We start from the raw sequence: 14388 nt of genomic DNA, 5'->3' as shown, positions 1-14388 counted from the left end.
TTATGCATTTCATAGTTTTGGTTCGTGGATTTCTTCCGCTTGAAAAGTATAGCAGCAGCTGCCTGAGTCCATCCTTTAATATATAACGGGCAAGGGGGCTAAGCGAATGAGAAACCTGGAATCTAGGCTGGAGAACATCGAAGGCAGATTCGACGAAATCGATAAATACTTTTGCACCCATCAGTTCTCTTTAGCGGGCAACTGGGATTATAAGCACGGGTATTTGGACAAGCGACTGGATCATGAACGAATGGTATGGCTGCGGATCCCGTTTCATGTCACGAGGGGCAGCCTGGACGGGGAATGCGGCGGGTGCAAGGCCACGGTCAAACTCGGACGTCCCTTTGTGTTCCGTCATATCTACAATACAGGGACGGACAAGCATGCGAGGCCGCGATTGATCGGAGCGTTGTTTGATCAGTTTCAGTCGCCGATTGATCCGGATGCCTCTTTGGATGACCAATGGGTTGAACAAGCCAAGCAAGCACTGCAGGAAGTAGAAGCAGGATATCTTCAATAAACGGGAGAACGCAGCGGCAGGACGTTGATCCTGGCTGGTTCCGATTTGAGAGATAAGTAAGCATCATACCTGAACGATAAAGGCTGCTGATCATCGGCAGCCTTTATTGTGTATGCTAAAAGATACAGCAATAGACCCCCCGGATGTTATCACGATCACGGAAAAAACGATAAACGAAAAGGTTTGCTGCTTGAGGTAGAGGGAACGGAACATGCATAGACTGGATATGAAAGACGATTCAAAGCGTTTTAGCTGCGCGGCAGGCTGGCGTATCCCGGATTTTGGACGATCGCTGATCTTCTGATGACGATTTCGTAACCGATGGAGTTCTTTCACGTATAAAGGAATGAATATGTTCGGACGTTTAACGTATCTAATCCAATTAGAAGCTGAGGTAATGCATCAATGAATGTGGAGCTTACAGATTATGCCGACCTGTGGTATCAGCAAGCAGAGCAGAAAGCTGCCCGGTATTTTGAGACCTTGCATGCACAGGTTACGGATCAAACCTATGTGAACGGTCTGGCAGAAGATATCCGATTGTGGAGCAGGAAGCATATCCGCCGTCAACCGTGGCTGTCCTTTATGAGCCGGGGAACGGGCAAACCTGATTCACGGGATTATCATCGATATATGAGATGGCTGAATTATACTGGGAAATTGAAGGACTACCTGGATCGCAGCGTGTCCTATATTTATATGAGAGATCTTGGCAAAGCGCTGGATTGTCCGAAGACCCAGTCCCGGATCAAACAAGTCGTCAATGGTCTTGAACAGTTTCTGATCCGCTCTGCCGGGACCGGCGGGGGGCAGCAGCCGCCGTTCATAAGCTTGGCTGGCCTGTACCGCTGGGCCCAGAAGGAAGGCGTTGAGAGCGCCGTGATCTGGGTGATGAACAAGCTGAAAAACGTTGCGGGCCATATCCCGGAAGACATGAATCCGGAGCATGCCCAGCGCAAGCTCATCAAAATCATCGTCGGCGTCGTGATGCATGCCATCGAAGAGGTGGAAGAGTCCCCCGGCGAAATATTTCCCGCAGAGCGTGCACGCAGGCTGGATCATGCCATCCGACTCGGCTATTCTTACGGATTGACTTACCCGTATATTGACGATCTTCTCGATTCCGGGGTGCTGAATGATCAGGAGAAGGAGCGTTATTCCCGCATGATCCGGAGCGCGCTGCTTACGGGCACGGTACCGTCGCTTGGAACGTGGAGCGGCACCAATATGAACCTGATCCGCTTTATACACGCCGAGCTTCGCGAAGCCTTTGAATACATTAAAGGACATCAACGGCCGGAATTCAGAATGCTGTTCTTCGAGCAATCCTATGTATTCTTTCATTCCCAGCATCTGGACCGCGTGAAGGATTTATCGAATGCCGATTACACCAATGAAGAGCTTTATTTGCCGATTATTTTGAAATCCTCCTCCTCCCGATTGATTGTTCGTTCGGTATTGAGCGCTCCGGAGGACGAGGGCTTCGACCAGCGTACGTTTTATTACGGAATTTATAACCAGCTGGCCGATGACTTCGCGGATATGTTCGACGATATGAGGAATGGAGCGGTAACGCCGTATACTTATTTCTTGAAATACAGGGAGCAGCGTCCCGATTTAATCAACCCGTACGAATTGTACTGGACGGTCATTGCGCATTTGATTCGAAACGTATACCGTTCGGACGCCATGACGCGCGAGGTGATCCTGGATCGTGCCATCAACGGTCTTAAACGATGCAAAGCGCGGCTCGGTTCAGACCAATATAACGAGATTATGAGCGTGCTCGCCTCCGGGCAGCCGGAGCTCCACCGCCTTATTCAGAGGATGGTCCGAAAAGCGGACGATGTGGATTTTCTCGATAAACTGCTTCGGGACCAGATGGTCACGATACTGAAAAATGAAAGACAGCAGCAGGAAGAGTTCTTCGATACGGTTCAGTCGGTCCGCGAGCAGATTAATAATCAGCTCCGCATCGCAGAGCCGGAGAATCTTCCTCCGATGAAGACCTCGCTGATTGAAGCGGCCAACTACAGCCTGGATGGGGACGGAAAGCGGCTGCGGCCCATCCTGACATGGGTGATGGGCGTGAAGGAATACGGGCTTGATGCCTCAGCGATTATCCCTCTTTTAAAATCACTGGAGTATATGCATACCGCATCCTTGATTTTTGATGATTTGCCATCGCAGGACAATGCGTCCACCCGCCGGGGAAGAGCAACCCTGCATGAGGTGTATGACAGCTCAACAGCCGAGTTAACCGGTCTGTACCTGATCCAGAAGGCGACGGAAGAACAAGCGTCCCTGAGCGGTTTCGATCCCAAGGTCGTCCTCCGCTTGATGCGCTATTCTTCGCAGAAAGCCGGGGAGATGTGCATGGGGCAGGCGATGGACCTTCAATCCAAGGGAGCGGCGCTCACGCTTCAGGAGCTGAACCGGATCTGCTTCTACAAAACCGGCATTGCATTCGAGGCTTCGCTGGTCATGCCGGCGATCCTCGCCCGTGTCAACGAGACGGAGATCTCCGCCTTGAAGCGGTATGCCTACCATGCCGGCATCGCATTTCAAATCAAGGATGATCTGCTTGATGCGGAAGGCGATCAGGTTGTCCTCGGGAAGCCGACGCGTCAAGATGTAGAGAACAATACGTCCACTTTTGTGACCATCCTTGGCATAGAGGGCGCCAAACAAGAAATGTGGGAGCATTATTGCCTGGCGATGGAAGCGTTGGATGAACTTCCCCGTCCGATCGCCTTTCTCACGCATCTCCTGAATTATATGGTGAATCGCGAAAATTAAAAGGACCGCCAACGTGCTCAAGGCTAGTGATTCATCCGGCGATGTCGATCAGGTTTGGCGACAACAATATGCGCTGATGCAAATGGAACCGCGAGCTTCGCGGTTTTCATTTTTTTCATGGGTATTGATCTCGAAGCCTTACATCATGATTTTCCCTCTTGACTTTATAGTCGACTCGAAGGTATATACTCAATCCGACATTCATAGGAGGAAGGTGAGATATTGTTTAAAATCAGCGAATTTTCGAGGCTGAGCCGGATCCCGATCCAGACATTGCGCTATTATGATCAGATCGGGTTATTCAAGCCTGCACGGATCGATAGATCGACCGGGTATCGGTACTACGCCGCCGAGCAGCTTCTGGAGATCAACCGCATTGTCATTTTCAAGGAGCTTGGGTTCACGCTGCAGCAAATGGTTCAGCTGCTTCAAGAAGATATATCCGCGGAACAGATCCGCGGTATGCTGAGGTTGAAAGAAAGTGAGATTCAGCAGCTGTTGGAGAACGAAATGTCCAAGCTATCACGTATTAAAAAACGAATGCAGCTCGTGGAACGAGAGGGAAGGATGGAGATGGAGCAGGAGGCCGTCATCAAGCAGGTTGATGCCCTGCAATTGATTTCGTATGCGTCGTTTGGTACTGCCGAAGAAATTCCACAGCTATTTCAACATTTTGAAAGTCTTCTTGAAGGAAGTATACGTTCTGTCCTGACTGGGCCACAGACGGTGCTTTGGAAGGAAAGCAGCCGTCAAGATGATGAATTCGAGCTGGAGGTCGGCTTTGCCGCCAAACCGGGAACCTACAAGCTTCCTGTCGGTCTTGAACAGCGCTTCATGCCTGCTGAGACGATGGCTACGCTTCTGTTCCGCTCCGATTCTTCTTTCTCGGAAACGGCTTGCGCTGACCTTGCCGCCTGGATCGAACATAACGGCTATCTCATCCGGGAGGATCGGCCTGGAAGGGAAATCTATGTGCCCTTATCGGATGAACCGGGCATGTGCCTGGTCGAGGTTCAAATTCCGATCATCGATCCGGGGGCAGCCGAATGAACAATAAATGGGTCGTGTATTTGCTCGCTTTGGCGGTTTTTCTGATTGGGACAGTTGAGTATATTATCAGCGGCATTATTCAAATGGTGGCTTCCGAACTAAGCGTAGCAACCTCTGCCGCCGGATTGCTTGTCACCGTGTTTGCCCTTTCGGCTGCCATTGGCGCCCCTGTCGTCATTGCGGTTACGATCAATGCAGACCGTAAAAGCGTGCTGCTTACCATGCTCGGCATTTTCATTTTAAGCAGCCTTATGGTTTATGCAAGCCATTCATTTGAGATGATGCTGGTTACCCGCATATTCCAAGGGGTTAGCGGAGGGGTGGCCACCGTCGTTGCGATGGCGGTAGCCACCAGGCTTGCCGGAGAGCAGCATCGAGGGAGAGCCATCGGTATCATATTGATGGGATTGAGCGGTTCCCTGGTGCTTGGCGTACCCGTCGGCACGTTCTTGAGCGAATGGCTGGGCTGGAGAGCACTGTTTATCGTAATCGGTCTCTTGAGCTTGGTCCCGCTGTTCGCCGTTTACCGTAAAGTTCCCTCGATGCGGGAAAGGAGTACCGTCACGCTCGGGATGCAGCTGTCGATTTTGAAGGATAGAAAGATTGCCCTAGCACTCATGATAACCCTGTTGTATATCGGCGCTTACTCTACCTTATTTACGTATATCACGCCTTATTTGCAGGCCAACGCCGAGCTTTCGGCAGCAGAGCTCTCCATCATTCTGTTCGCAGCAGGCATTTGCAGTTTTATCGGCTCGAAAATGGGAGGCGCGATGGCGGATACCAAAGGATCGAAGTTCACCATCTATTTGGGACTTTCCCTACAGGCAGCCATGCTGTTTATGCTCTCGATGGTCAACGGGTGGTTGTCGGGTGTCATTGCAATGATCATGCTATGGATGGTGGCGACATGGGCGACATCACCGGCACAGCAGTTATATCTCGTCACTCGGGTGCCCCGGTCCCCGGATATCGCCCTCAGCGTGAACACGTCCTTTATTCAATTTGGATTTGCATTAGGCTCGGGCATTGGTGGAGTGGTGATGAGTCGCGCATCTGTAGAGGTTCTAGGCTGGGCGGGATTCTTCGTCGTATTGTTGGCATTGCTGCTGGCGATCGGGTTGTTTGCGGGTGGCCGGAAAGCCGGTCGAGAGCGGCTGTCAGAGCCAATGTAAAGGGATCGATGACGAAAACAGCGGTTGAAGTCGACTGCCCGGGCGGGTGTATGATAATTCGAAGGGATGCAAGGTGTGGTCCCTCGAGGCTTGGCGGTTAAAAGCATGAAAAAACCCTCAATAATTAAGAGGGTAAGGAGAGCTTTAGGGGTTAGCTGGAGCTGTATTTTCTGCCTTTGTAGTAGCCGTGCCCACGGTGACCATGCTGATGCTTGAAGTCTGAGGAAGAGGCTTTGCGGCGAGAAAATCCGTGGCTGCTGCTATAGCGTTTGCCGTAGTGTTTTCCTGAGCTGCTGTATCGCTTACCAAGGTGTTTTCCTGAACTGCTGTAACGTTTGCCATAGTGCTGTCCTGAGCTGCCGTAACGCTTCCGTCCATGCGTGCTGGATGCGGAGTGAAGGAACTTATTGACGATTTTTTTAAACATTCTGTTTGGCCTCCTGTCTTGTTCGAGGTCATTCCATCGTGCTAATCGGATATTATCATAGATTAATCCCCGTATTCAACTTTACCCGGCGTTGTGGAGGTTGAAATGAATCATCGTCATTTATCGGTCATGCCGCTTATTGTTGGATCATATGACGAATAAAGCTCACGCAGCTCATTCATGAAATGCGAGGATCCCTGGTATGGTTCCCGGATCCCAAGCAAGCGTTCAATCATCTGGTGCAACTCAGCGGAAAGAATCAATTCTTCCTGCCAGCTTCGCTCACTTTGATCCGGATCGTCATCAACGTCATAAGCAGAGTACAGCATGAACAGCATAAAATGACCGATATCCGCCAAATCCGAGTTTTCTTCGGCGCTCTTGGCCGGTATAGAGATATCCAAACGGGATTTGCGGGTCCATCGTTGTTTTGGCTTTTGCAGCGGCGGGGGTTCTCCGACTCTCCGTGCGAGGCCAAAGTCGATTAACTGCAGCTCTCCGTTCTTAAACAGCACGTTCGGTATCCGAAGATCGAGATGAATGATTCCTTGATCATGAATGTAGGTCACAATCTCCAGAAGCTGCAGCGTAATTCGCAGGCATTCTTGTTCCGTGTACCGGAAGCCTTGGTCAAAGATTAAATCCTCCAGGGTATCCCCCTCGATATAGGACATCACCAGAAAGTCCTTATTCTTGTACGTAAACAAATCTTTGTATGCCGGAATATGAGGATGTGCTAAGGACTTAAGAAGGGCTGCCTCCCGGCGAAGCAGTTTTTTTGCAAAAGGGCCCTTGCTCGGTCTTGCCTGCTTCACAGCTACGAGCTCCTTGCACTCCAAGTCTTCGCATCGGTAGGTTATTCCGTAGCTTCCTTCGCCAAGCAAGCCTTGGACGGTATATCGGTTTCCGAGTATGGAATCCGCTTCTGCCGGGTAATCCCGCCATGCGGCGATGAAGGAAGCTGCATATGAAAAAAGACGCATTCCAGTTCGTATCTCCCTTAGTATCCATGACATGAGGTGATTGATGATCGATGATCGATCGGATCGCTTACCGTATCATTATAACAGGCACAGGCAGCATTTGCCTCAGGTCCAATCGAACATGTGATATTCAAGACGGTGCGAACTAAAACTGAGCCTCGGCCGAACGATTGATTACTGCTAGTATTAGAGGGAAACCGATTCGGACCGATCATGCGGCTTTGGCATCGCATCGTTCCTGTGAGCAAGGATCTTGATGGCCATTTTTCGTTTCTTACCGGTTTCCAAACCCTCCTGACTCATACAAGAAGCCAGGAGGTTTTTTTATGGTGTGGCTATATTTTAAGGCATAAAGGCTTGCTATAGCTTTTGGCTATAACTAGATATAGCTTAAAACGGTTACTGCCCGCCAGGGGATCCGTGATATCTTACATGTAATCAAATATGTGTGTAAGGGGTGTTACGAGAATGGCAATTAGCAGTATTTTGGGATACCCGCGAATTGGCGCGGACAGGGAATGGAAGAAAGCGCTCGAGGCTTTCTGGTCGGGCAAGTCGGATGAGCCGTCATTTCAGAGCAGATTAGAGGAAATCCGGCTAGGGCACTTGCTCAAGCAGCGGGAAAAGGGGATCGACCTCATTCCGGTAAATGATTTCAGTTATTACGATCACATGCTGGATACAGCCGCCATGTTCGGCATCATTCCCAAGCGCTTCCGATATGAAGGAGGCACGGTTCCTCTCTCCGTATATTATGGAGTTGCCCGTGGCACGAAGGATGCCGCAGCCAGTGAAATGACCAAGTGGTTTAACACGAATTATCATTATATTGTGCCGGAGCTCGAAGGGGCGGTTCCTGTCATCACCGAAAATAAGCCGCTGGCCGCTTATCGCGAAGCGAAGGAGAAGCTCGGGATTGAAGGGAAGCCGGTGATCGTCGGGCCGCTGACCTTCTTGAAGCTGTCAAAGGGCTACGCAGAAAGCGAGACGGACGCTTGGCTTGGCCGCCTGCTGCCATTATATTTACATATTCTTCAGGAGCTCGAACAAGAAGGGGTGAAATGGGTACAGCTGGATGAGCCGATATTGGTTACAAAATTGGAGGATGCGGATAACAAGCGATTAAAGACTGCTTATGAGACAATTGCGGCATCCGTACCCGGACTGAATATTATGCTGCAAACCTATTTTGAATCGGTGGAGAATTACCAAGATATCGTGAGCTTGCCGGTTCAAGGCATCGGTCTTGATTTTGTACATGGCTTGAAAGGCAATATCGCTTCCTTGCGAGCCTTCGGTTTCCCGAAGGATAAAATACTCGGTGCCGGGATCATTGACGGCCGTGGAATCTGGAAAGCCCCGCTTCGTGACAAGCTCGGCCTGCTGCAGGAGCTTACGAATGTGGTAGCGCCCGAAAGGCTCATCGTGCAGACCTCATGCAGCTTGCTTCATGTGCCGGTGACCGCAAAGCGCGAGGCCAAGCTCCCGCCGGAGCTGCAAAATGCCCTGGCATTTGCGGACGAGAAGCTGGACGAGCTCAAGCTTCTGACCAGAGCGTTTTCGTCAGGCGTCGAGTCCATTCGAGATGATCTGACTCAATGCGATCATGATCTTGAAGCCTTGAAGCTGTCCGATGCCCGCAATCGGCAGGACGTGCAGCACGCCGTCCTCGAGCTTCGCTCGAAGAAGCCGCAGCGAAAGCAACCGTTTGAGCAGCGGCACATCGCGCAGCAGAAGAAATGGCGGCTGCCGATTCTGCCTACCACGACGATCGGCAGCTTCCCGCAGTCAGCGGAGGTGCGGAAAGCACGGCAGCAGTGGCGCAAAGGCGAATGGTCCGAGGAGCGTTACGAGGCCTTCATTCGAGAGCAGATCGACATATGGATCAAGCTGCAGGAGGAGATCGGACTGGACGTTCTTGTGCACGGCGAATTCGAGCGTACGGATATGGTCGAATTTTTCGGAGAGAAGCTTGCCGGTTTCGCATTCACACAGTTTGGCTGGGTACAGTCATACGGCTCCCGCTGCGTGAAGCCGCCGATCATATTCGGGGATGTTGCGTTTGAACAACCGATGACGGTCAAGGAGACGAAATATGCTCAATCGCAGACGAAACGTCCGGTGAAGGGCATGCTGACCGGACCGATTACGATTATGAACTGGTCTTTCGTCAGAGAGGATATCCCGCGCGAGCATATCGCGTATCAGCTGGCTTATGCGCTCCGTCAAGAGGTTGAGGAGCTCGAACGAGCCGGAATCGGGATGATTCAGGTCGATGAACCGGCTGTTCGCGAAGGACTTCCTTTGAAGGCGGAGGAGCAGGCCGAATACTTGTCCTGGGCGGTAGCGGCGTTCCGCATGACGACATGCACGGTCCAGGAAACCACGCAAATCCACACCCATATGTGTTATTGCGAGTTCCATGACATGATCGATTCGATTGAAGCGATGGACGCGGACGTCATCTCGATCGAAACGTCGCGCAGCCATGGGGAACTCATCCACAGCTTCGAGGAGAACACTTACAAGCTCGGCATCGGCCTGGGGGTATATGATATCCATAGCCCGCGCGTTCCGAAGGTGGAGGAAATGACCAGTATGATCGAGCGCGCCCTGCGCGTGTTGGATCCGAAGCTGTTCTGGATTAATCCGGATTGCGGCCTGAAAACGAGAGGAATCGAGGAAACGGTCGATTCATTGCGCAACATGGTGGAGGCCACCCGGATCGCCCGCGGCAAGTATACTCTTAAGGTGTGAGCGGAGCGTACAGGTTCTTGATAAAATTTTTTAAAAATTGGATTCCCCAGATCCCGATTTATGTATTATAATCTTATTAAATGCGATGAAGAGATGAGTAAATATTGAATTCTTTGTGCAGAGAGCTCCGGCAGCTGAGAAGGAGTAAAGAATTCCTTATTGAATAAAGCCTCTGAGCAGCACATCGGAACCTAGGTTAAAGTGTGAGTTGAAAAAGTCGGTTTGACGACTTTTTGAACAACCTCATAAAGGGGATGGTGTGACAGGCGCTCCTGTTACAGAGCTAGAGTATATGCATGCAGGAAGCATGCCGTACTCGATGAGGCTGGTATGGCGACATGCCGGCAAATCTGGGGTGGTACCACGAGAACTCAATCTCGTCCCTTTAGACTTCGGTCTTGGGGGTGGGATTTTTTTATTTGTGCCGGCAGGATGGATGGAATCCCTGAAGAAACGTGCACCATTTCAGACGGTTTGAATAGTAATCTAGAGAAAAGCTTACTGCATGAACTCCTTCGCTAACGGAAGCTGGTCCGTGCACCCGAATCAAAGATGCCATTACGAAAGGATTTGAAGTACACATGTCACAAAAACTTAAAGTTGGTATTGTTGGCGGAACAGGAATGGTCGGTCAGCGCTTTATCCAGCTGCTGGATGGCCACCCTTGGTTTCAAGTAACGGTCATTGCAGCAAGCAGCAACTCGGCAGGAAAAACGTATGAGGAATCCGTGCAGGGAAGATGGAAGCTGGCCACTCCGATACCGGAGGATGTGAAGCCGATCGTCGTCCAGGATGCTTCGCAGGTGGAGCAGGTTGCCGATCAGGTGGATTTTGTCTTCTGTGCGGTAGATATGAAGAAAAATGAAATCCAGGCGCTCGAAGAAGCATACGCCAAAACGGGAACGCCTGTCATCTCCAACAATTCGGCTCACCGCTGGACGCCGGACGTGCCGATGGTGATCCCGGAAATTAACCCGGAACATATCGAAGTGATCGCGGCGCAGCGCAAACGGCTGGGAACCTCGACAGGCTTCATCGCCGTGAAGCCGAACTGCTCGATTCAGAGCTATGTGCCAGCGCTCCATGCCCTGCTTGATTACAAGCCGACGCAAGTGGTGGCATCAACGTACCAGGCCATTTCCGGTGCGGGCAAGAACTTTACCGACTGGCCGGAAATGCTCGATAACGTCATCCCGTACATCGGCGGCGAGGAAGAGAAGAGCGAGCAGGAGCCGCTGCGGATTTGGGGACGTGTTGACAACGGGGAGATCGTGAAAGCCGCTTCCCCAATCATTACAACCCAATGTATTCGCGTACCCGTTACTGATGGACATTTGGCTACCGTCTTTGCTTCGTTCGAGAATAAGCCGTCGAAGGATGAAATCATCGACCGCTGGCGGCAATATAAGGGCAGACCGCAGGAGCTCCGCCTGCCAAGCGCCCCGGAGCAGTTCATCACCTATTTCGAAGAGGAGAACAGACCGCAGACGAACCTGGATCGCGATATCGAGCGCGGCATGGGCGTTTCGGTCGGAAGACTGCGTGAGGATACCATCTACGATTATAAATTCGTAGGGCTGTCTCATAACACGCTGCGCGGCGCAGCCGGCGGTGCGGTTCTGATCGCGGAGCTGCTGAAGGCAGAAGGCTATATTGAAGCAAAATAAAAACGGCGGATACCAGAGAACCAGGCGGCGCAAGTATGCCCTGGTTCTTTGTGCTCTTGAGCTAAGTTCTTATGGCCATAGCCTGCTTCCAAGAGAGAATGTCTTTTTACGGAAGGATGCGAAGTGCTGCTTCGGGAGCGAAGCGTTTTGCAACTTGATGTGTGGGCCATTTTCCGCTATCATTACTCGTAATGTTAGATTGCATCGTGCAGCGAAGAGAGCGGCATGCGTTTATTTTTATAGCAGAAGGAGAAGAACATATATGAATTGGACAGAAATCACGACCCAGGATGAATGGAAGAACATATTGGAGAAGTCGGCGGAACGCGGACAAGTTATCCTTAAACACAGCACAACATGTCCCGTGAGCGCGAACGCTTTGAAAGAATATGAGCAATATTTGAAAGATACTCCGAACGCCGATGTGGATTATACACTTGTTAAGGTGATCGAATCCAGACCGGTATCGAATCAGATTGCCGAGGATCTGAATGTAAAGCATGAATCCCCGCAAATTATCTACATCAAAGACAAGGCGAAATACTGGACCGCCTCGCATTGGGCCGTGACGACCGAGCATATCAAAGCGGTTCTGGATTAAGGAACCGAAAGCCGATGGAGCTCCCAATGAAAGAGTTGCATGAGCTGAACTCGGTCAGAGCCATTGATGCATTTATCCATGATCATCCGTTAAGCTTTGTGTATGTTTCCCGGCAGGATTGCAGCGTGTGCCATGCCGTCCTGCCGAAGCTGAGATCGCTGTTAGCGGATTATCCGCAAATTCGATTAGGTTTGGTCGATGCGGAAGTCGCCCGAGATATTGCCTCCGAATTTCTGATATTCTCCGTGCCTGCATTGCTCTTGTTTGTGAATGGCAAGGAGTTGATCAGGGAAGGGCGATTCGTGAAATTTGATTCCTTAAGGACACAGCTCGACAGGATTTATGAGGCGTATGCGATCTGAATGATGGAAGTCGATGAGCGGGAAGCTCATCGACTTTTTTTGGGGCTAGGCCAAAGAGTTAGACCAGTTTTTTCACCCCACCGGGCTCTCTGGGGCGTCTGGTTACTTTAATCAGGAATCTTTGAGGCGTTCCATCCTGATCAAGATTGAATTGTTTTACATAAGCGTATCGGATATAATGTCCGTATCTATGGAGAGAGGAGGCAACAAACGTGAGATCCGTATTCGTATCTGCTTATCTGGATCAATCCGTAAAAAAATCCGGCGATTTGACGCTAACGGGATACGTCTGCCCATTTTGCCGCATTGTTTATGGCTTTGAAGAATACGGTGCCCGGAAGCATGTTGCCTTCTTGACGGACAAATCTCGCTGATCATGCGTGATTTCCAGCGAGTCAAACGCTTCACGCAGGGGCACCGATGAGTCGGTGCCTCTTTTTTCGTTGGCTGATATTTGCCAAGAGAGGCCATCGATGCATCTCGTCATGAAATGGAGTGAGAAACCGGTGAAGAAGGCAGTGGACGCAGCCTCCTAAAAAAGAATTTTATTTTTTAGGAGGCGTATAGAATGACTCATGATACGAATACAAAAGCTTTGACTTCAACAATAAGACAGGGCGGAGCAAGGCTCTTTATCGCAACATTCGCGCTATCTGTGCTCGTGGCTGCAATAACGGTTGACATGGTGAACCCAGTGCTGCCGATCTTAATCGATCAATTCGAAACTACTAAAGCAGAGGTCAGCTGGGTGGTCAGCGGCGTTGCGCTTATGCTGGCTTTCGGCGTTCCCCTATACGGGCGGATGTCCGATGTTGTGGAGCTGAAAAAACTGTTTCTGATTGCGGTATGTATTTTAGCGCTAGGAAGTTTGATTTGTGCCCTCGCAAGGGATCTTATCGTACTGGTTGCGGGAAGGATGGTCCAGGGAGCGGGGATGTCAGCCATTCCCGTGTTGTCCATTGTCGCCGTTTCGAAGGTGTTCCCGCCGGGCAAGCGCGGCGGGGTTCTAGGCATCATGGCAGGATGCATCGGCGTGGGAACTGCCGGCGGCCCGATCTTCGGCGGCATGATCGGGCAGACATTGGGCTGGCAATCCCTGTTTTGGATTACGCTTGGTCTGTCCCTGCTCATCATGGTCGGTTCGATGTTTGCGCTGCCGAAGCTGGAGCCATTGCCGGAAGGAGCAGGTGGCCGAAGGTTTGACCTGCTCGGCGGCGTGCTGCTGGGGCTTTCCGCAGGTATGCTTCTGCTAGGCGTCACACTTGGAGAGAGCTCCGGGTTCGGTTCCTTAGCGTCATTAAGCACGTTTGCCTGCTCGCTGTTAGCCTTGGCCGGTTTTATCCGGAGAATTACCATCGTAGACAACCCGTTCGTTCCTCCGGCATTGTTTGCAAACCGGTATTACGTCTGTTCCATCCTGGTTTCTGTCTTTTCAATGTTCGCTTATTTTGCAGTGCTCGTGTTCGTGCCGCTCCTAGTCGCAGAATCGAACGGGCTTACGCCGGGGGAAGCGGGGCTGGTCCTGCTGCCGGGAGGGGCAGCAGTTGCGCTCCTGTCCCCTTGGATCGGTCGGATATCGGATCGGGTGGGGACGAAACGACTGATCCTTGCCGGTGTCAGCTTGATGGGCGTCTCCACATTATTCTTGTCAACGTATGCGGCAGGATCTCCTCCAGCGATCGTATCCGTGGGTGTTCTCGGAGCAGGGATCGCATTCGCGCTGACCAATTCTCCGGCTAACAGCGCTGCGGTCAGTTCGTTGTCTAAAGAGGAGGTGGGCGTTGGAATCGGCATATACCAAGGTGCGCTGTATCTTGGTGCAGGAACGGGGGCAGGCATTATCGGGGCGGTGCTCTCTTCTCGCCGTACTGCCGGCGATCCGCTCAATCCCTTCTACACGCTGAGTGCCATACCTTATTCCGACGCATTTCTGGTAACGAGTGCAGCCCTGATCGTTGCACTCATCGCCGGATTGGGATTGCGAAACGACAGCATAAAATAGCCCGCGGCAATAACGGATGGATAGCTGCTGAAAACGGATAATTGC

Annotated in this window: 12 protein-coding genes and 1 other annotated feature; of the genes, 10 read left to right on the top strand and 2 right to left on the bottom strand. The window is 51.3% G+C overall.

Annotated elements, in window-relative coordinates; genetic code table 11:
- The first annotated feature begins 106 nt into the window (after nucleotides 1-106).
- The 4 genes from MKX76_RS10150 (at nucleotide 107) to MKX76_RS10135 (ending at nucleotide 5544) form a co-directional block, all read left to right on the top strand.
- Nucleotides 107-520, top strand: coding sequence for a YugN-like family protein (locus tag MKX76_RS10150; RefSeq protein ID WP_007130292.1), 414 nt, complete (start codon nucleotides 107-109; stop codon nucleotides 518-520).
- A gap of 405 nt (nucleotides 521-925) precedes the next feature.
- Complete coding sequence (locus MKX76_RS10145; RefSeq protein WP_213613867.1) at nucleotides 926-3319, top strand: polyprenyl synthetase family protein; 2394 nt, start codon at nucleotides 926-928, stop codon at nucleotides 3317-3319.
- Nucleotides 3320-3541: 222 nt separating this feature from the next.
- Nucleotides 3542-4369, top strand: a complete 828-nt coding sequence (locus MKX76_RS10140) for a MerR family transcriptional regulator (RefSeq protein WP_251535176.1) — start codon at nucleotides 3542-3544, stop codon at nucleotides 4367-4369.
- Nucleotides 4366-5544, top strand: coding sequence for an MFS transporter (locus MKX76_RS10135; RefSeq protein ID WP_251535174.1), 1179 nt, complete (start codon nucleotides 4366-4368; stop codon nucleotides 5542-5544). The genes MKX76_RS10140 and MKX76_RS10135 overlap by 4 nt, the downstream gene beginning before the upstream one ends.
- Before the next feature lie 151 nt (nucleotides 5545-5695).
- Here the strand turns inward: MKX76_RS10135 and MKX76_RS10130 are convergent, their stop codons facing one another.
- Both MKX76_RS10130 and MKX76_RS10125 read right to left on the bottom strand, forming a co-directional pair.
- Nucleotides 5696-5971 (bottom strand): hypothetical protein, encoded by a 276-nt coding sequence (locus MKX76_RS10130; RefSeq protein WP_213613873.1) that lies wholly within the window; start codon nucleotides 5969-5971, stop codon nucleotides 5696-5698.
- Between the two features lie 116 nt (nucleotides 5972-6087).
- A complete protein-coding gene (locus tag MKX76_RS10125; protein ID WP_213613875.1) occupies nucleotides 6088-6954 on the bottom strand; it encodes a serine/threonine protein kinase in 867 nt (288 codons plus the stop codon).
- Nucleotides 6955-7422: 468 nt separating this feature from the next.
- On the opposite strand from MKX76_RS10125, the gene metE reads away from it, so the two are divergent.
- From metE to MKX76_RS10095, 6 genes are all read left to right on the top strand, one after another.
- On the top strand, nucleotides 7423-9711 hold the full coding sequence (metE, locus tag MKX76_RS10120; protein ID WP_251535171.1) for a 5-methyltetrahydropteroyltriglutamate--homocysteine S-methyltransferase: 2289 nt from the start codon (nucleotides 7423-7425) through the stop codon (nucleotides 9709-9711).
- Between the two features lie 76 nt (nucleotides 9712-9787).
- Nucleotides 9788-10099 (top strand) — a binding site (T-box leader).
- 193 nt (nucleotides 10100-10292) lie between these two features.
- On the top strand, nucleotides 10293-11378 hold the full coding sequence (gene asd, locus MKX76_RS10115) for an aspartate-semialdehyde dehydrogenase (RefSeq protein ID WP_340900684.1): 1086 nt from the start codon (nucleotides 10293-10295) through the stop codon (nucleotides 11376-11378).
- Nucleotides 11379-11640: 262 nt separating this feature from the next.
- Nucleotides 11641-11979, top strand: coding sequence for a bacillithiol system redox-active protein YtxJ (gene ytxJ / locus MKX76_RS10110; RefSeq protein WP_007130284.1), 339 nt, complete (start codon nucleotides 11641-11643; stop codon nucleotides 11977-11979).
- A 26-nt stretch (nucleotides 11980-12005) separates the two neighbouring features.
- Entirely contained in the window at nucleotides 12006-12341 is a 336-nt protein-coding gene (locus MKX76_RS10105) for a thioredoxin family protein (RefSeq protein WP_213613877.1), read from the top strand.
- Between the two features lie 212 nt (nucleotides 12342-12553).
- Nucleotides 12554-12715 (top strand): hypothetical protein, encoded by a 162-nt coding sequence (locus MKX76_RS10100; protein ID WP_213613879.1) that lies wholly within the window; start codon nucleotides 12554-12556, stop codon nucleotides 12713-12715.
- Nucleotides 12716-12909: 194 nt separating this feature from the next.
- Nucleotides 12910-14343 carry an MFS transporter gene (locus MKX76_RS10095; RefSeq protein ID WP_341033668.1) on the top strand — a complete coding sequence of 478 codons (1434 nt, stop codon included), beginning with the start codon at nucleotides 12910-12912 and terminating at the stop codon, nucleotides 14341-14343.
- Nucleotides 14344-14388 lie beyond the last annotated feature (45 nt).

The organism is Paenibacillus sp. FSL R5-0810, from assembly GCF_038002285.1.
GTDB classification, from domain to species: domain Bacteria; phylum Bacillota; class Bacilli; order Paenibacillales; family Paenibacillaceae; genus Paenibacillus_AQ; species Paenibacillus_AQ lactis.
The sequence above is the reverse complement of the archived record's forward strand: the minus strand, read 5'-3'. Positions and strand labels throughout refer to the sequence as shown.